Here is a 17,302-nt window from a genome sequence, read left to right on the forward strand (position 1 = left end):
CCTCCATCATTACTTCGTCACACGAAGACGCGCACCCCCGGGGCTGCGGGGGTGCGCGTCGTGTCACTCGATCAGGCCGACTTCTCGGACTGATCGCTCTTCGCCTGCTGCGCGGCGGCGCGGCGCCGCAGACGACGTGCCGCCGCGACGAGGTTGCGCAGCGACGGGTCGAGCTGCCAGTGGTGCCGGGTCTTCAGACCACCGTCGGGATTGGCCCACAGCCGGTCGAGTTCGACGGACTCCGCCGCCTCGGTGAGCAGCTCGTCGAGTTCGTCGATGTCCGGGATCCGGGCCGACCGCGACTCGTAGACACCGGGACCGACACCGTGCGACAGGGCGCGGTCCTTGATGGCGTCGAGCACCCAGCGGATCGAGCGCGTCGCCACGATGGCCGTGACGTCGGCGTCGAGCCGTTCGATCGCCTCGACCACCGTGGCCTGGCTCGAATAGGTCAGGTGCGTGTGGATCTGCGTCTCCGGCTTGGCACCGCCCGTCGCGAGACGGAACGCGTCGACCGCCCAGTCGAGGTACTCGGCCCGGCCGTCCTGGCGCAGCGGAAGCAGCTCCCGGATGGCCGGCTCGTCGACCTGGATGATCGCGATGCCCGCCCGTTCGAGATCGGCGATCTCGTCCCGGATGGCCAGCGCGAGCTGGTCGGCGGTCTCGTGCAGCGGCTGGTCCTGACGCACGTAGGAGCGCGCCAGCATCGTCACCGGACCCGTGAGCATGCCCTTGACCGGCTTGTCGGTCAGCGACTGCGCGAACGAGATCCACTCGACCGTCATCGGCTTCGGCCGCACGATGTCGCCGTAGAGCACCGGCGGACGCGTGCACCGCGAACCGTAGGCCTGCACCCAGCCGTAGTGCGTGGTGGCGAAGCCCTCCAGCTGCTCGGCGAAGTACTGCACCATGTCGTTGCGTTCGTGCTCGCCGTGCACGAGGACATCGAGGCCGATGTCCTCCTGCAGCCGGATGGTGGACTCGATCTCCTCCTGGATCCGCTTGACGTACTCGTCGTACGAGATCCGGCCGCGTCCGAGATCCGCACGCACGCGGCGGATCTCCGCGGTCTGCGGGAACGAGCCCAGGGTGGTCGCCGGCACCGGCGGCAGGTTCAGCCGCTTCTGCTGCGCGATCCGCCGCTCCTCGTAGGGCGCCCGCACCCGGTGCTCGGGACGGACCGCGTTGAGGCGGGCCCGCACCGTGTGCTTCTGCTTGAAGTGCACCGACACCGGAGGCTTGCGCCAGCGCTCCTCGGCACCCGTGGTGAGCGCCTTGGCGAGCGAGACGACCTCGCCCACCTTCTGCTTGGCGAAGGCCAGGCGGTCGGCGACGTCACCGGGGATGTCGTACTCGACGAGCACGTCGTAGGGCACGTGCAGCAGCGAGCACGAGGTCGACACGACGAGGTCGGGGGCGACCGCGGCGATCGACTTCAGGTACTCGAGGGTGCGGTGGCGGTCGACCTTCCACACGTTGCGGCCGTCGACGACACCGGCGTAGATGCGCTTGCGCTTCAGGCCCGGCACGGCGGCCAGTTCCTCGGCGCTCATCCGGCCGTTGACCAGGTCCAGGCCGATGGCCTCGACCTTCGACGACGCGAGGATCGGCAGCGCCTCGCCCAGGTGCCCGTAGGGACCGGTGACGAGGATGCGCGGACGCAGCGGGGCGTGCGAGAGCACCTCGTAGGCCCGGCGCAGCGCCTCGAGTTCCTCCTCGCTGCGGTCCTCGGTGAAGGACGGCTCGTCGAGCTGCACGCAGGTCGCGCCGGCCTTCGCCAGCTGCTCGAACAGTTTCTCGTACTCGGGGAGCAACGCGTCGAGCAGATCGAGGGTGCGGAAACCCTCCTGCGTCGAGGTCGGAGCGACCTTCGACAGCAGCAGCAGCGAGACCGGGCCGAGGACGACGGGCCGCAGCTCGATACCCTCCGCCTTCGCCCGCTCGAATTCGTCGAGCAGCGCCGCGGAGTTCAGCTCGAAGGCGGTGTTCTCGTCGAGCTCGGGCTGCCGGTAGTGGTAGTTGCTGCCGAACCAGCGCACCAGTTCGAGAGGCGCGAAGTCCTCCCGGCCCCGGCACAGCGTGAAGTAGAAGTCGAGCGGGTCGAGTTCGCCGACCAGGGGCCGGAACCGCTCGGGCACCGCTCCGAACAGCAGCGCGTTGTCCAGAACGTGGTCGTAGTAGGAGAACGTGTTGCCGGGAACCTGCGTCAGACCCGTCGCTGCGAGTTCGCGCCAGGTGTTCTCCTGGAGGTCGCGAGCGACTGCGACGAGCTCGTCACGGGTGCCCTCACCGTGCCAGTAGGCCTCGAGGGCGAACTTGAGCTCACGGCGGGGTCCGATCCGCGGGTACCCGAGGATGCTTGAACCGTATCCGTCGGCGGGAGTTGCCATGTCGGCGTCGACCTTTCCCTCGAGCACAGCGCGCCCGAGCATCGACGTCCGGTGTCCGTGGACACCGTCGCCGACGCACGGGCGCCGTGTGCGGTGGTGCTACCTGTGGCTAGCCGGCCTTCTTGACCGCGCGGCCGTTGTCGGCGTACTCGTAGAAGCCGGCGCCCGACTTCTTGCCGACGAGTCCCGCCTCGACCATGCGCTGCAGCAGCGGCGGGGCCGAGTACAGGGGCTCCTTGAACTCCTCGTACATGGAGTCGGCGATCGACTTGACGGTGTCCAGACCCACCAGGTCGGTCAGGGCGAGCGGTCCCATCGGGTGGGCGCAGCCCAGGACCATCGTCTTGTCGATGTCCTCCTTCGTCGCGAAACCGGACTCGACCATCCGGATCGCCGAGAGCAGGTACGGCACCAGCAGTGCGTTGGCGATGAAGCCGGCACGGTCGGACGACCGGACGACCTGCTTGCCGAGCACGTCGGAGGCGAAGGCCTCGGCGCGTGCGGACACCGCGGGGCTGGTCTTCAGGGTGGTGACGAGCTCCACGAGCGGGAGCACCGGCACGGGGTTGAAGAAGTGCATGCCGATGACGCGTTCGGGGGCACCGGTCGCGATACCGAGCTTCATGATCGGGATCGACGAGGTGTTGGACGCGAGCACCGCATTGGGGTCGGTGACGATCTTGTCGAGCTCGGCGAAGTACTCGCTCTTGACCTTCTCGTCCTCGACGACGGCCTCCACGACGAGCTGCCGATCGGCGAAGTCACCCAGATCGGAGGTGAAGCGCAGCCGCCAGGCGGCCTGCTCCCGCTCCCGCTCGGTGATCTTCCCGCTGCTCACACCCCGGTCGAGCGACCGGAGGATGCGGGCGCGTCCGGCGGCCGCGAGTTCGCGGGTCCGCTCGAACACCAGTACGTCGACATGAGCGCGTGCGCACACCTCGGCGATACCTGCGCCCATGATGCCGGCGCCGATCACGCCGACGCGCTGAATCTTCTCGCTGGTCACGTCAGCTCCTTCTCGTGGTGGGGGTCGTGGCCGAGGCCGTTCGGGTGGTGCCGGTGCACCCGGAGACGGGTGCACCGGACTTGTTCCGATGTGCACACACCCCGCGGCGGGACACGGGGACCAATGGATCCCGCCGCGGGGTGGTGGACCTCGGGGTGGCCGTTCCTAGTGGAACTGGCCTTCCTCCGTGGAGCCCTTCAGGGCAGCCGTGGAGGTGTTGGGATCGACGGTGGTGGCGATGGTGTCGAAGTAGCCGGCACCGACCTCACGCTGGTGCTTGATGGCGGTGAAGCCGCGCTCGCGGGCAGCCTTGAACTCGCGCTCCTGCAGGTCGACGAAGGCCGTCATGCCCTCGCGGGCGTAGCCGTGGGCCAGGTCGAACATGCCGTAGTTGAGCGAGTGGAAGCCGGCGAGGGTGATGAACTGGAACTTGAAGCCCATCGCGCCGAGCTCCTTCTGGAACTTCGCGATGGTCGCGTCGTCCAGGTGAGCCTTCCAGTTGAAGGACGGCGAGCAGTTGTAGGCCAGCAGCTGGTCCGGGAACTCGCTGCGGACGCCCTCGGCGAACTGCTTCGCGACCTCGAGGTCCGGAACACCGGTCTCCATCCAGATGAGGTCGGCGTACGGAGCGTAGGCCTTCGCACGGGCGATGCAGGGCTCGATGCCGTTCTTGACGTGGTAGAAGCCCTCGGCGGTGCGCTCACCGGTGATGAACGGGCGGTCGCGCTCGTCGACATCGGAGGTGATGAGGGTCGCGGCCTCGGCGTCGGTGCGGGCGATGATCACGGTCGGGACGTCCGCGACGTCGGCCGCGAGGCGAGCCGAGGTCAGGGTACGGATGTGCTGCTGGGTCGGGATGAGCACCTTGCCACCGAGGTGACCGCACTTCTTCTCCGACGCGAGCTGGTCCTCCCAGTGCGAACCGGCGACGCCGGCCGCGATCATGGCCTTCTGCAGCTCGTAGACGTTGAGAGCGCCACCGAAGCCGGCCTCACCGTCGGCGACGATCGGAGCGAGCCAGTTCTCGACGGAGGTGTCGCCCTCGACCTTGGCGATCTCGTCGGCGCGCAGCAGCGCGTTGTTGATGCGGCGGACGACCTGCGGAACCGAGTTCGCCGGGTACAGCGACTGGTCCGGGTAGGTGTGGCCGGAGAGGTTGGCGTCGCCGGCGACCTGCCAGCCGGACAGGTAGATGGCCTTCAGGCCGGCGCGGACCTGCTGGACCGCCTGGTTACCGGTGAGGGCGCCGAGCGAGTTGATGTAGTCCTCGTTGTTGACGAGATCCCACAGGATCTCCGAGCCGCGACGGGCGAGGGTGTGCTCCTCGACGACCGAGCCCTGCAGCTTGACGACCTGCTCGGCGGTGTAGTTGCGGGTGATCCCCTTCCAGCGCGGGTTGGTGTCCCAATCCTTCTGGATCTCTTCTGCAGTCCTCGGGGTGCCGGTGGTCGACATCAAATCTCCACTCTCTAGATCTGCCCCGCTCCGGATGAAGCAGTACGTCTGTACTACTTCACATCCTTTGCGTGCCGTTCGGATGTACAAGAACGACGATGACACACACGAAAACCGCCGTCTACCTGTTGCTAATGCCAATTTGGGCTAGTTTCGCCACAGCATCTGCAAAGTTTGCAAATCAGTGGTCATCCCAACGACTGCCCGAATGACGAGGTTTATTACTCACGAGTAGCGTTGACCTCGGGTTTTGCGGCCGACCCGTCCGGCGGACCGGGCTTCGCAAGCGGTTCCACCGGGTGGTACGGGAAGGTGCAATCCGGGCGGATCGTGTGAGAGCCTTCACAGCCGTTTTGTCCCGTTCCCGGCCTTGAACATCCCAGGGGCCCCACCCGTACCATGATCGGCAACCGGGTCGGGGGCGGTCGTTCGTTCGTGACCTCGCCTGCCCTCTGCCCGGGCACCACCACCCCGAGCAGAGGAGTCGACATTCTTTCGAGCACGTCGAGATCGGTCGTGGAAGCAACACTGCCCGTGGTGGGCGCCCACATCGGCACCATCTCCCAGGTCTTCTACGAGCGTCTGTTCAACGCCGTCCCGTCGCTGATCGACACCTTCAACCAGACCAACCAGGCCAACGGCGACCAACAGCGCGCCCTCGCCGGTTCGGTGGCGTCGTTCGCCTCCCTGCTCGTGGCCGACACCCCCGTCGACATCGACGCGGTCATGGCCCGCATCGCCGCCAAGCACGCCTCCCTCGGGGTCCGCGCCGCCCACTACGAGATCGTGCGCACCCATCTGTTCGCCTCGATCGTCGAGGTGCTCGGCGAGGCCGTCACCCCGGAGGTCGCCTCGGCCTGGCACGAGGTCTACACCCTCATGGCCAACTCGCTCGTCGAACAGGAGACCGCGCTGTACCGGCAGGCAGGTGTCGAACCGGGCGAGGTGTGGCGGTCGACGATCGTCACCGAGCACGAGTACGACGGCGCGCACGCCGCGACCCTCTACCTCTGCGCCGAGGACGGCTCCCGTCTGCCCGGCTTCCTCCCGGGCCAGTACATCTCCGTCCGCATGCCGCTGCCCGGCGGCGGCGAGCAGATCCGGCAGTACACGGTCTTCCCCGGCCGGGTCCCCGGCGAGTGGGCGATCACCGTCAAGCGGATCCCCGGCGGATTCCTCTCCCCCCTGCTGTGCGACAGTGTGCGCCCCGGCCACCGGCTCCTCGTCTCCCCGCCGTTCGGGAGCCTCGTGGTCGACGACGGCGACGAACCGCTGCTGCTCGTCTCCGCCGGGGTGGGCGTGACCATGACCATCGCGGCACTGCGGCACCTGCTCGACCGTGGCAGCACGCGCAGCGTCGACGTCGTCCACGTCGACCGCACCCCCTACGAGCAACCCCACCGCACGGAACTGAGCACCCTCGTCAAGGCACTGCCCGACGCGCGTTCGCACGTCCGTTACACCGAGTACGACGAGATCCGCGGTGACGGCCGGTCGCCGCTGACCGACGTGCCCCTCCCCGAACACGCCCAGACCTATGTGTGCGGCCCGATCCCGTTCATGCGGTCGATCCGCGCGGATCTCGTCGCCAGCGGGGTCGCACCGGAAACCATCCACTACGAGGCCTTCGCGCCCGGTTCCTGGTTCGGCCTCGAGGACGTCCCGACCACCGTCGATTAACAGCATGCGAACGCTACGTTGCGAAGGGATGTGGGGCGCTTTACGCTGAGCGAATGGCCAAGACCTACGTAGGCGCCCGGTTGCGGCAGCTGCGCACCGAGCGGGGACTCAGCCAGGCGGCGCTCGCCAAGACCCTCGAGATCTCGGCGAGCTATCTCAACCAGATCGAGCACGACGTCCGGCCGTTGACCGTGCCCGTGCTGCTCCGCATCACCGAGGTCTTCGGTGTCGATGCCACCTTCTTCTCCTCCCAGGACGACACCCGCCTCATCGCCGAGATGCGCGAGGTCGCCCTCGACAAGGAGATGGGCATCGAGGCCGACGCCCAGGAGATCGCCGAGATGGTCGCCGCCCACCCCAGCCTCGCGCGGGCGATGGTCAACCTGCACCGGCGCTACCGCAACACCACCGCCCAGCTCGCCGCGGCCACGGAGGACCGCTACAGCGACGGCAGCGGCAGCGGCACCATCACCATGCCGCACGAAGAGGTGCGCGACTACTTCTACCAGCGCCAGAACTACCTGCACGATCTCGACACCGCCGCCGAGGAGCTCGCCAACCGCATCCGCTTCCACCGCGGCGACGTCGGCGGTGAGATCGCCCGCCGGCTCACCTCCGTCCACGACGTGCAGATCGTCAAGCGCATCGACCTCGGTGAGAACGTCCTGCACCGCTTCGACCCGAAGACCCGAGTCCTCGAGGTCGCACCCCAGCTGTCGGGCGGGCAGCAGGTGTTCAAGTTCGCCACCGAACTCGCCTATCTCGAATGCGGCGACCTCATCGACCGGCTCGTCGACGAGGGAGCGTTCACCAGCGACGCGTCGCGCGCCCTGGCCCGGCTCGGTCTCGCCAACTACTGGGCGGCCGCGCTGGTCCTGCCCTACACCCAGTTCCACGAGATCGCCGAGGACTTCCGCTACGACGTCGAGCGGCTGTCGGCCTTCTACGGGCAGAGCTACGAAACCATCGCGCACCGGCTGTCGACGCTGCAGCGCCCGAAGCTGCGCGGTGTGCCGTTCTCGTTCGTGCGCGTCGACCGCGCCGGGAACATGTCGAAGCGCCAGTCCGCCACCGGTTTCCACTTCTCCACCAGCGGCGGCACCTGCCCGCTGTGGAACGTCTACGAGACCTTCGCATATCCCGGCAAGATCATGACGCAGATCGCGCAGATGCCCGACGGCCGCCGTTACCTGTGGGTGGCGCGCACCGTCGAGCGGCGTGCAGCGCGTTACGGCCAGCCGTCGAAGACCTTCGCGATCGGCCTGGGCTGCGAACTGCGGCACGCACACCGCCTCGTCTACGCCGACGGTCTCGACCTCGACGAGTCGAATCCCGGTACGCCCATCGGATCGGGTTGCCGCGTGTGCGAGCGGATGAACTGCCCGCAGCGCGCGTTCCCTCCGCTCGGCAAGGAACTCGACATCAACGAGCACCGCTCGTCGGTCTCGCCCTATCTCGTGCGCTGACGGGGATCGGTAGGCTCACCGCATGGCTCGCACCCCCGACGCGCTCGGCGCCAAGGCCCTCGAATTCCTGTCCGAGTACCACCTCGCGACGCTGACGACCCTCCGCAAGGACGGCTCGCCCCACGTCGTCGCCGTCGGGTTCACCTGGGACGGCGACGCGAAGCTCGCCCGCGTCATCACCTTCGAGGGCTCCCAGAAGACCCTCAACGTCGAGCGTGGCGGGTACGCGGTGGTGAGCCAGGTCGACGGCGGCCGCTGGCTCACCCTCGAGGGCCCCGCCCGCGTCACCCGCGACCCCGACGACGTCGGCGAAGGTGAGCGTCGGTATGCGGCCCGCTACCGCGAACCCCGCCCCAACCCCCGCCGCGTCGTCATCGAGATCGCCGTCGAGCGCGTCATGGGCTCGGTCCTCGACCCCACCTGACCCATCTGCTCACCGATTCGTCATCCGCGTCGGCAATTGCTGCCGCGGATGACGAAATCTGTAGCCGATACGTTGTCCACAGGGCGGCGATTCTTCCACAGATGAGGCCGCACACCGGTTTCTGCGTGCTTCCGGTCCCGGGCGGTCCGGCACGGTGGTCGCCACGGTGAACTGCGACGTCTCGAGCCCGACATCCTCTCCCCGGCGACGAGGATCTCACGCGGGTACACGTCACCCGCGAGCGGTCCGGAGGTGGGCGCAGAACCGCGAGCCGCCACCTGCACGCTGCACCGCTGCCACCCCACGACCCGGCCGAGGTGGACGGCATCGCGTGCACCTCGCTCGCCCGCTGCCTCGCCGAGGCGGGCCCCCGGACGGGTATCGCCGACGCACGACGGGTGGCCGCGTGCGGATGCACGAGTGCGGCATGCCGGCGCCGGTCCTGCAGAAGGAACTGCGCACCCCCGACGGTCACTTCGTCGGTCGGGCCGGCTTCCTCTGGGAGGACGAAGGCGTCGTCGGAGAGTTCGACGACATGGGCAAGTACGACGGCGGCATCGAAGCGGTCCGGCGGGAGCAGCGCCGGGAGGGCGCACTGCGCGAGCTCGGCTTCGAGGTGGTCCGCTGGACGTGGCCGGAACTGTTCCGGTTCGACGTCGTCCGTGTCCGGTTCGATCGCGCCGTCGCCCGCGCCCGGCGACAGTCGCTACCCCCTTCGTCATCCGCTGCAGCAATCGCCGAAGCGGATGACGAACTCGCTCGCCGATGGGTTGTGCGGACTTTGTAACAACCACGAAATCTGTGTCACTCAAGTGTCACCCAGAGATATTCCCGCGCAACAAGACCCTTCTACTGTGTGGCCTCACGGATACAGCGCTGTATACGCCTCCCGGATACACCGGGCCTCCGGTCACACCTTCGAAGGAAGGGCACTACATGTCTGTTGTCAGGTCCAGGCTCGCCACCCGCGCCGTCGCGGCTCCCGTTGCACTCGCCGCCGTCGGGCTCGTCCTGACCGCGTGCGGCAGCCGCGCGGGTGACGAGGGCAGCACCGCCGCCTCCGGCACCGCGTCGTGCGTCGACACCTCGGGCGACACCATCAAGGTCGGTTCGCTCAACTCCCTGTCGGGGACGATGGCGATCTCCGAGGTCACGGTCCGCGATTCGATCGCCCTCGCCGTCGAGGAGATCAACGCCGACGGCGGTGTGCTCGGCAAACAGATCGAGATCGTCTCCGAGGACGGCGCCTCCGAGCCCACCGTCTTCGCGGAGAAGGCCGAGAAGCTCATCGGATCCGACTGCGTCGCAGCGGTGTTCGGCGGCTGGACGTCGTCGAGCCGCAAGGCGATGCTGCCGGTCTTCGAAGACCGCAACGCACTGCTGTACTACCCCGTCCAGTACGAGGGTCTCGAGTCGTCGTCGAACATCTTCTACACCGGCGCGACCACCAACCAGCAGATCGTGCCCGCCCTGGACTACCTCAAGGAACAGGGCGTGACGTCGCTCTACCTCGTCGGCAGCGACTACGTCTTCCCGCAGACCGCCAACCGCATCATCAAGGCATACGCCGAGGCCAACGGCATCGAGATCAAGGGCGAGGACTACACCCCGCTCGGCTCCACCGACTTCTCCACCATCGTCAACAAGATCCGCACCGCCGACGCCGACGCGGTGTTCAACACACTCAACGGCGACTCCAACGTCGCGTTCTTCCGCGAGTACACCAACGCCGGCCTGAACGCGCAGGACATGCCGGTCGTGTCGGTGTCCATCGCCGAGGAGGAGGTGGGCGGCATCGGCGCGCAGAACATCGAGGGCCAGCTCACCGCGTGGAACTACTACCAGACCGTCGACACCCCGGAGAACACGTCGTTCGTCGAGGCGTACAAGGCGAAGTACGGCGCGAACAAGCCCACCTCCGACCCCATGGAGGCCGCCTACACCTCGGTCCACCTGTGGAAGAACACCGTCGAGAAGGCCGGCTCCTTCGAGGTCGACGACGTGATCGCGGCCGCCGACGGGGTGACCTTCGAGGCCCCCGAGGGCACCGTGACCATCGACGGCGACAACCACCACATCACCAAGACCGCCCGCATCGGCGAGATCCGCGGCGACGGCCTGATCTACACGGTGTGGGAGTCCGACGGCGCGATCGAGCCCGACCCGTACCTCGAGTCGTACGACTGGGCGTCGAGCCTGTCCGGTAACTGACAGCGGAAGCCGAAGGGGGAGACGACATGGATGTCCTCGTAGGACAGCTCTTCACAGGGCTGAGTATCGGATCGATCCTGCTGCTGGCAGCGCTGGGGCTGTCGCTGACGTTCGGCCAGATGGGCGTGATCAACATGGCCCACGGCGAATTCATCATGGCCGGCAGCTACACGGCGTTCGTCGTGCAGCAGGTGATCTCCTCGGCCGGGGTGTCCCTGTTCGTCTCCCTCCTCGTCGGCTTCCTGGTCGGCGGCGTGATGGGTGTGATCCTCGAGGTCACGCTCATCCGCCGCATGTACCACCGTCCGCTCGACACCCTGCTGGTGACCTTCGGTGTGGGCCTGCTGCTGCAGCAGGCCGCCCGCGACATCTTCGGCGCCCCCGCCGTCAACGTCGTCGCACCGTCCTGGCTGTCCGGCGGGGTGGAGATCCTCGGGGCCGTCGTCCCGAAGACCCGCCTGTTCATCCTCGCGCTCGCCGTGGTGTGCGTGGTCGCGCTGATCGCGTCGATGAAGTACACGCCGATGGGGCGACGGATCCGTGCGGTGGTGCAGAATCGCGATCTCGCCGAGACGGTGGGGATCTCGTCGCGCCGCACCGACATCACGACCTTCTTCCTCGGTTCCGGTCTCGCGGGTCTCGCCGGTGTGGCGCTGACGCTCATCGGCTCGACCAGCCCGACGATCGGCCAGTCCTATCTCATCGACGCCTTCCTCGTGGTCGTCATCGGCGGTCTCGGCCGCATCGAGGGCGCGGTGCTCGCGGCCGTCGCACTGGGCCTGCTCAATTCGTTCATCGAGTACTCCACGACCGCGTCGATCGCGAAGGTCATCGTGTTCGTGCTCATCGTGATCTTCCTGCAGATCCGTCCGCAGGGCCTGTTCGCCGTCAAGACGAGGAGCCTGGTCTGATGTCGTCGACATTCTCGTTCCGCAGCTTCACGAAACCCGGGCCCGTCCGTACCGCAAGTGGATTCGCGCTCGCCGCGATCGTCCTGTTCGGTATCGCACCGGCGGTGCTCTCCGACTTCCGGCTCGGTCTGCTCGGCAAGTTCCTGTGCTTCGCGATCGTCGCCGTCGGTATCGGCCTGGCATGGGGCCGGGGCGGCATGCTCACCCTCGGCCAGGGCGTGTTCTTCGGTCTCGGTGCCTACATCATGGCCATGCACCTGAAGATCGCCGACGCCGAACTCCGCGGCGACGCCGTACCCGATTTCATGCAGATCGCGGGTATCCGTGAGCTGCCGGCCTATTGGGTGCCCTTCTCGTCGCCCATCGTGACGATCCTCGCGATCCTGATCGTGCCCGCACTGATCGCCGCGCTGCTGGGCTTCGGTGTGTTCGCCCGCCGCGTCAAGGGCGCCTACTTCGCGATCCTGTCCCAGGCTCTCGCCGCCGCCTTCGCGATCCTGCTCGTCGGACAGCAGTCCACCGGAGGATCGAACGGCCTCAACCGGTTCCGCACCTTCTTCGGCTACGACCTCGCCGATCCGGTCAACAAGCGGATGCTGTTCTTCATCGTCGCCGCGATCCTGCTGCTCGTCGTCGCCGCGACCCGCCAGCTCATGCAGTCCCGCTACGGCGAGCTGCTCGTCGCGGTGCGCGACCAGGAGGAGCGGGTCCGTTTCCTCGGCTACGAACCGGCCCTGATCAAAGTGGCCGCCTACACCGTCGCGGCGTTCTTCGCCGGGATCGCCGGGGCGATGTTCGTGCCCATCGTCGGCATCATCTCCCCCGCCGACGTCGGCATCGTCCCGTCCATCGCGTTCCTCATCGGTGTCGCCATCGGCGGACGCACCACCCTCCTCGGCCCGGTCCTCGGCGCGGTGGGTGTGGCATGGGCGCAGACCACCCTGTCGGAGAACTTCCCCTCCGCCTGGACCTATGCGCAGGGCCTGCTGTTCATCGTCGTCGTCGGCTTCTTCCCCGCCGGCCTCGCCGGGGTCATCACCCTGCTCCGCCGACGCCGCCGCACCACCCCGACGGAACCCACCCCGCCGGCCGAACCCGAGCCCGCCGACCTTCCCGAGATGGAGCCCGTGCGATGAGCAAACCCGTCTTCGGCGGCAACGCCGGTATGACCAGCGAGTACCTCGAGATCCGCAACCTGCGCGTCACCTTCGACGGTTTCACCGCCGTCGACGGTGTGGACATGACCCTCCTGCAGGGCGACCTGCGGTTCCTCATCGGCCCCAACGGCGCCGGCAAGACCACTCTCGTCGACGCCGTCACCGGCCTCGTCCCGGCGACCGGCTCGATCACCAAGTCCGGTGTCGAACTGCTCGGCAAGAAGACCCACAGGATCGCCCGTCTCGGGGTGGGCCGCACCTTCCAGACCGCCTCGGTGTTCGAGGAACTCACGGTCCTGCAGAACCTCGACATCGCCGCCGGCGCGGGCCGCTCCCCCTGGCAGCTGCTGCGCCGCCGCAAGGAGGTGCTGCCCGAAATCGAGGAGGCGCTCGAGACGATCGGCCTGACCGCTCTCCGGGACACCCCCGCGGGCATCCTCGCGCACGGGCAGAAGCAGTGGCTCGAGATCGGCATGCTGCTCGTCCAGAACGCCGACGTGCTGCTGCTCGACGAGCCCGTGGCGGGCATGAGCCACGAGGAACGCGAGGAGACCGGGCAGCTGCTGCGCCGCATCGGCGCCCAGCGCACCGTGGTCGTCGTCGAGCACGACATGGATTTCATGCGTGCCTTCGCCACGTCCGTCACGGTCCTCGCCCGCGGCAAGGTCATCGCCGAGGGCACCGTCGACCAGGTCCAGAACGACCCGCAGGTCCAGCAGGTCTATCTCGGGACCGCCACCGCTCCCCAGGAGGCATGATGCTCGAACTCGTCGACGTCCGTGCGGGTTACGGCCGCACCGAGATCCTGCACGGCATCTCGATCGGCGTTCCGTCCGGGAAGACCGTCGCGGTCATGGGCCACAACGGCGCCGGCAAGACCACGCTGCTGCGCGCCGCGGTGGGCCTGCTGCCGGTGAACAAGGGCAGGATCCTCTTCGACGGGGAGGACATCACCGCGCTGCGACCCTCGGCGCGGGTCGCGCGGGGCCTGGCCTACGTCCCGCAGGGGCAGCAGTCCTTCGGGCAGCTCACCTGCCGGGAGAACCTGCAGGTCGTCGCCGACACCCGCCGCAACGGCCGCGCGCTCATGGCCGACATGCTCGACCTGTTCCCGGCGCTCGTGCCGCTGCTGGACCGCCGTGCCGGCCTGCTCTCGGGTGGTCAGCGGCAGCAGCTGGCCATCGCCCGGGCCCTGATCACCGAGCCGCGCATGCTCATCCTCGACGAACCCACCGAGGGCATCCAGCCGTCGGTGGTCGCCGAGATCGAGCACACCATCGTCGAACTCGGCCGCAGCGGTGATCTCGGGGTGCTGCTCGTCGAACAGCACATCGGGTTCGCCCTCGACAACGCCCTGCACTACTACGTCCTCGAGTCCGGCCGCATCACCTCGACGGGTGAGGGCGGCGGCGAGGCGGCCGCGACGGTCCGCGCAGCGATGGCGATCTGATGACGGTCTCCGACACGCGCCGCGACCAGGTCTACCGGGCCCTGCGCGACCGATTGATGTCCGGGACGACCCCTCCCGACGAGCGGCTCAGCGAGGAACGGCTCGCCGAGCAGTTCGGGGTCTCGCGCACACCCGTGCGCGAGGCCCTGGCCCGCCTGGTCTCCGAGGGTCTCGTCGAACGCCGCGACCAGGGCCTGTATCCCTACCGTCCCCGCTTCGAGGACCTGCCGGATCTGTACGAGCTGCGCATCACCCTGGAGCTGCGGGGTATCCGCCGTGCCCTCGAGGACGATTCGGTGCACCACGACCCGGCAGTGCTCGTGCCCGAACTCGACCGCTGGTACGACCTGCGCGACCATCCACCCGAACCCGACGCCGGTTTCGTCACCCTCGACGAGCAGTTCCACATGGTGCTGCTCGCCGCGTCGGGCAACCGGGCACTGTGCGACGCACTCGCCTCGGTGAACGCCAAGGTGCGCCCCGTGCGGATGTTCGACTACCTGACGGTCGACCGTGTCGTCGCCACCATCGACGAGCACATCGAGGTCACGGAACTTGTCCTCGCCGGCAAGCTCGACGACGCCCACGACGTGCTGCTCGCCCACATCGACACCTCCCGCACCGTCGCCGTGCGTCATGCCGAGGAGGCCCGGGTGTTCGCCCGGATGCTGCGCGCCGTCCGCGACTGACCCTCCGCCGGATCTGCGTGACCGGGAGTGACCGGTCGTGCAGACTGGCGGACATGACCCCGCGTATCGCACCCGGACGACTGAAGGAACTCGGCCCGCTCAACTGGGCCGCGTGGAAGGTGCTCTCCGCCGCGGCCGGCACCTCCGATGCGCACCTGTTCAGCACGCTGGGCCGCACCGGCCGGCTGTTCCGCGGGTGGCTGCACTATTCCGGGATGCTCATGCCCTTCGGGCGCCTGTCCCGCTTCGACGCAGAGGCGGCCATCCTGCGCGTCGCGCACCTGCGCGACTGCGGTTACGAGTTCGACCACCACACCCGGCTGGGCCGGCGCGCCGGAATCACCGACGAGGTCCGGGACCGGATCGTCACCGGTCCCTCCGACGAGAACTGGCATCCGCGGCACCGCGCCCTCCTCGCGGCCGTCGACGAACTCGTGATGAAGAAGGACGTCACCGACGCGACGTGGTCGACCCTCGCCGAGTGGTACGACGAGCGTCGCCTCGTCGAGATCTGCCTGCTCGTCACCCAGTACGACGGCCTCGCCACCACCATCCGCACGCTGCGGATCGAGCGTGACTTCACCTGACCCCACGGGGATCGCTTACACGCCCGTTACACGACGACACAGCGGCGACATCGCAGGTCAATACCGTATACAGCCATGTCCACAACGACGTATACAGCCGCGGTGGCCGCCTCTTCGGAGCGGTTCTCCGCCACCGATCGTGTCCGTGCCGCCCTGCGCCGCATCGAGGAGGTCGACCGGCCGGAGGTCTGGATCCACCTGCGTGACGCCGACGCGCTCCTCGCCGACGCCGCGTCGGTGGACGCCCGGGTCGCCGCCGGACGGTCCCTGCCGCTGGCCGGTCTGGTCGTGGCGGTCAAGGACAACGTGGACGTCGCGGGGCTGCCCACCACGGCGGCGTGCCCCGAGTTCGCCTACACCGCGGAGGTCACCGCCTCCGGCGTCGAACGCCTCGTCGAAGCCGGTGCGGTCGTGCTCGGCAAGACCAATCTCGACCAGTTCGCCACCGGTCTGGTGGGCACCCGCAGCCCCTACGGTGCGGTGCGCTGTGCGTGGGATCCCGAGCGGGTCTCCGGCGGCTCGAGCTCGGGTTCGGCGGCGGCCGTGGCGCTGGGCATCGCCGACCTCGGAATCGGCACCGACACCGCCGGATCCGGGCGCGTCCCCGCCGCGCTGCACGGAATCGTCGGGATCAAGGCCACTCTCGGGGTGATCCCCACCCACGGTGTGGTCCCGGCATGTGTGGACTACGACTGCCTCACCGTCTTCGCCGAATCGCTCGATCTCGCCGCGACCGCCGTGCGGATCATGGCCGGCCCCGAACCCCGCGATCCCCGCAGCCGGGCCTGGCCCGCGGACGTGCGGCTCGCCGCGTCGAACTCCCTGCGGCTCGCGGTGCCCCGCACCGAGGACCTCGCGGCGCTGTGCGACGACTACCGCGACGCCTTCGACCGGACGGTGGCCGCGGCCCGCGCGACCGGCATCGAGACCGTCGAGGTCGACATCTCGCCGCTGCTCGACGCCGCCCTGCTGCTCTACGACGGCGCCGTGGTCGCCGAACGCTACGCCGCCGTGGGCGCGTTCCTGGAATCCGCTCCGGCCGGAGCCGATCCGACGGTGGCCGCGATCGTCGCCGGTGCGAAGACGCCGGCGGCGTACGAACTCGTCGCCGACCTCGACGCACTGAGGCGGGCGAGGGCACAGGCGGTGGAGTTGCTCGCCGACGTCGACGGACTGCTGCTGCCCACCACGACGGAGCACCCGACGATCGCTGCGGTGCAAGCGGATCCGATCGCCATCAACCGCCGGATGGGCACCTACACGAACTTCTGCAACCTGCTCGACATGGCAGCGGTCGCGGTGCCCGGCGCTTCCACGGCCGCGGGAGACCCGTTCGGGGTCATGGTCGTGGTCCCGGCGTTCGCCGACCAGGTGGCCGTCGACGTCGCCGCCGCCCTGACCGGGGTGGACGCACCGTCCGTCGTCGGGTCCGGGGTGGAACTCGCGGTGTTCGGCGCGCACCTGCGCGGGCAGCCGCTGCACTTCCAGCTCGAGGAGCTCGGGGCGCGGTTCGTCGAGGAGGTGCACACCTCCGACGCCTACCGGCTGATGGCGCTGAACACGACTCCGCCGAAGCCCGGTCTGGTGCGGCACGGCGCGGGTGCGGGCGCCCCGATCACCGGGGAGTTGTTCCGTCTGTCGGAGGCGGGGCTGGGCCGGTTCCTCGCGGCGCTGCCCGCCCCGATGACACTGACGAGTGTCGAGCTGTCGGACGGGCGGTGGGTGGTCGGCTTCGGCTGCACCCACGACGTCGCGGCCGACGCGGTGGACATCACCGGGTTCGGCGGCTGGAAGGCCTATCGGGCCTCCTGAGCCGAGAATCGAGTGTGCAGTCGTCGTCGGGGATTTCGCCAGTTCTCGACGACGACTGCACACG

The 17,302-nt window shown here is 68.5% G+C and carries 15 protein-coding genes; 12 read left to right on the forward strand and 3 right to left on the reverse strand.

Features of this window, described 5'->3' with window-relative positions:
• Nucleotides 1-71: 71 nt before the first annotated feature.
• From metE to aceA, 3 genes are all read right to left on the reverse strand, one after another.
• Nucleotides 72-2,390, reverse strand: coding sequence for a 5-methyltetrahydropteroyltriglutamate--homocysteine S-methyltransferase (metE, locus tag OED52_RS16350; RefSeq protein WP_264151891.1), 2,319 nt, complete (start codon nt 2,388-2,390; stop codon nt 72-74).
• A gap of 109 nt (nt 2,391-2,499) precedes the next feature.
• Nucleotides 2,500-3,396 (reverse strand): 3-hydroxybutyryl-CoA dehydrogenase, encoded by an 897-nt coding sequence (locus tag OED52_RS16355; RefSeq protein ID WP_264151892.1) that lies wholly within the window; start codon nt 3,394-3,396, stop codon nt 2,500-2,502.
• 165 nt (nt 3,397-3,561) lie between these two features.
• On the reverse strand, nt 3,562-4,851 hold the full coding sequence (gene aceA, locus OED52_RS16360; RefSeq protein ID WP_264151893.1) for an isocitrate lyase: 1,290 nt from the start codon (nt 4,849-4,851) through the stop codon (nt 3,562-3,564).
• Nucleotides 4,852-5,385: 534 nt separating this feature from the next.
• Here aceA and OED52_RS16365 point away from each other — a divergent pair.
• From OED52_RS16365 to atzF, 12 genes are all read left to right on the forward strand, one after another.
• The gene (locus OED52_RS16365) at nt 5,386-6,531 is read left to right on the forward strand and encodes a globin domain-containing protein (RefSeq protein ID WP_318841928.1); all 1,146 of its coding nucleotides are present in this window, start codon (nt 5,386-5,388) and stop codon (nt 6,529-6,531) included.
• 53 nt (nt 6,532-6,584) lie between these two features.
• Complete coding sequence (ramB, locus tag OED52_RS16370; RefSeq protein ID WP_264151895.1) at nt 6,585-7,997, forward strand: acetate metabolism transcriptional regulator RamB; 1,413 nt, start codon at nt 6,585-6,587, stop codon at nt 7,995-7,997.
• Nucleotides 7,998-8,019: 22 nt separating this feature from the next.
• On the forward strand, nt 8,020-8,421 hold the full coding sequence (locus OED52_RS16375) for a PPOX class F420-dependent oxidoreductase (protein ID WP_264151896.1): 402 nt from the start codon (nt 8,020-8,022) through the stop codon (nt 8,419-8,421).
• A gap of 427 nt (nt 8,422-8,848) precedes the next feature.
• Nucleotides 8,849-9,208 (forward strand): hypothetical protein, encoded by a 360-nt coding sequence (locus OED52_RS16380; protein ID WP_264151897.1) that lies wholly within the window; start codon nt 8,849-8,851, stop codon nt 9,206-9,208.
• A 149-nt stretch (nt 9,209-9,357) separates the two neighbouring features.
• Nucleotides 9,358-10,632 carry an urea ABC transporter substrate-binding protein gene (gene urtA, locus OED52_RS16385; protein ID WP_264151898.1) on the forward strand — a complete coding sequence of 425 codons (1,275 nt, stop codon included), beginning with the start codon at nt 9,358-9,360 and terminating at the stop codon, nt 10,630-10,632.
• A gap of 26 nt (nt 10,633-10,658) precedes the next feature.
• Nucleotides 10,659-11,543, forward strand: a complete 885-nt coding sequence (gene urtB, locus OED52_RS16390; RefSeq protein WP_264151899.1) for an urea ABC transporter permease subunit UrtB — start codon at nt 10,659-10,661, stop codon at nt 11,541-11,543.
• Complete coding sequence (gene urtC / locus OED52_RS16395; RefSeq protein ID WP_264151900.1) at nt 11,543-12,679, forward strand: urea ABC transporter permease subunit UrtC; 1,137 nt, start codon at nt 11,543-11,545, stop codon at nt 12,677-12,679. Before urtB ends, urtC begins: the two co-directional genes overlap by 1 nt.
• The gene (gene urtD / locus OED52_RS16400) at nt 12,676-13,458 is read left to right on the forward strand and encodes an urea ABC transporter ATP-binding protein UrtD (RefSeq protein WP_264151901.1); all 783 of its coding nucleotides are present in this window, start codon (nt 12,676-12,678) and stop codon (nt 13,456-13,458) included. The genes urtC and urtD overlap by 4 nt, the downstream gene beginning before the upstream one ends.
• Entirely contained in the window at nt 13,458-14,150 is a 693-nt protein-coding gene (gene urtE / locus OED52_RS16405) for an urea ABC transporter ATP-binding subunit UrtE (RefSeq protein ID WP_264154737.1), read from the forward strand. Before urtD ends, urtE begins: the two co-directional genes overlap by 1 nt.
• A complete protein-coding gene (locus tag OED52_RS16410) occupies nt 14,150-14,839 on the forward strand; it encodes a GntR family transcriptional regulator (RefSeq protein ID WP_264151902.1) in 690 nt (229 codons plus the stop codon). The genes urtE and OED52_RS16410 overlap by 1 nt, the downstream gene beginning before the upstream one ends.
• Before the next feature lie 53 nt (nt 14,840-14,892).
• Complete coding sequence (locus OED52_RS16415) at nt 14,893-15,426, forward strand: carboxymuconolactone decarboxylase family protein (RefSeq protein WP_264151903.1); 534 nt, start codon at nt 14,893-14,895, stop codon at nt 15,424-15,426.
• Nucleotides 15,427-15,501: 75 nt separating this feature from the next.
• A complete protein-coding gene (atzF, locus tag OED52_RS16420) occupies nt 15,502-17,238 on the forward strand; it encodes an allophanate hydrolase (RefSeq protein ID WP_413247678.1) in 1,737 nt (578 codons plus the stop codon).
• The last annotated feature ends 64 nt before the right edge of the window (nt 17,239-17,302 follow it).

This window comes from Rhodococcus sp. Z13 (assembly GCF_025837095.1).
GTDB lineage: Bacteria > Actinomycetota > Actinomycetes > Mycobacteriales > Mycobacteriaceae > Rhodococcus > Rhodococcus sacchari.

What these genes read in the sequence shown, in the direction of transcription:
- OED52_RS16375 (WP_264151896.1), top strand. Translation starts at nt 8,020, where the DNA reads ATGGCTCGCACCCCCGACGCGCTCGGCGCCAAGGCCCTCGAATTCCTG.
- urtC (WP_264151900.1), top strand. Translation starts at nt 11,543, where the DNA reads ATGTCGTCGACATTCTCGTTCCGCAGCTTCACGAAACCCGGGCCCGTC.
- urtA (WP_264151898.1), top strand. Translation starts at nt 9,358, where the DNA reads ATGTCTGTTGTCAGGTCCAGGCTCGCCACCCGCGCCGTCGCGGCTCCC.
- urtE (WP_264154737.1), top strand. Translation starts at nt 13,458, where the DNA reads ATGCTCGAACTCGTCGACGTCCGTGCGGGTTACGGCCGCACCGAGATC.
- OED52_RS16415 (WP_264151903.1), top strand. Translation starts at nt 14,893, where the DNA reads ATGACCCCGCGTATCGCACCCGGACGACTGAAGGAACTCGGCCCGCTC.
- OED52_RS16380 (WP_264151897.1), top strand. Translation starts at nt 8,849, where the DNA reads ATGCCGGCGCCGGTCCTGCAGAAGGAACTGCGCACCCCCGACGGTCAC.
- urtB (WP_264151899.1), top strand. Translation starts at nt 10,659, where the DNA reads ATGGATGTCCTCGTAGGACAGCTCTTCACAGGGCTGAGTATCGGATCG.
- urtD (WP_264151901.1), top strand. Translation starts at nt 12,676, where the DNA reads ATGAGCAAACCCGTCTTCGGCGGCAACGCCGGTATGACCAGCGAGTAC.
- aceA (WP_264151893.1), bottom strand. Translation starts at nt 4,851, where the DNA reads ATGTCGACCACCGGCACCCCGAGGACTGCAGAAGAGATCCAGAAGGAT.
- metE (WP_264151891.1), bottom strand. Translation starts at nt 2,390, where the DNA reads ATGGCAACTCCCGCCGACGGATACGGTTCAAGCATCCTCGGGTACCCG.
- atzF (WP_413247678.1), top strand. Translation starts at nt 15,502, where the DNA reads ATGTCCACAACGACGTATACAGCCGCGGTGGCCGCCTCTTCGGAGCGG.
- ramB (WP_264151895.1), top strand. Translation starts at nt 6,585, where the DNA reads ATGGCCAAGACCTACGTAGGCGCCCGGTTGCGGCAGCTGCGCACCGAG.
- OED52_RS16410 (WP_264151902.1), top strand. Translation starts at nt 14,150, where the DNA reads ATGACGGTCTCCGACACGCGCCGCGACCAGGTCTACCGGGCCCTGCGC.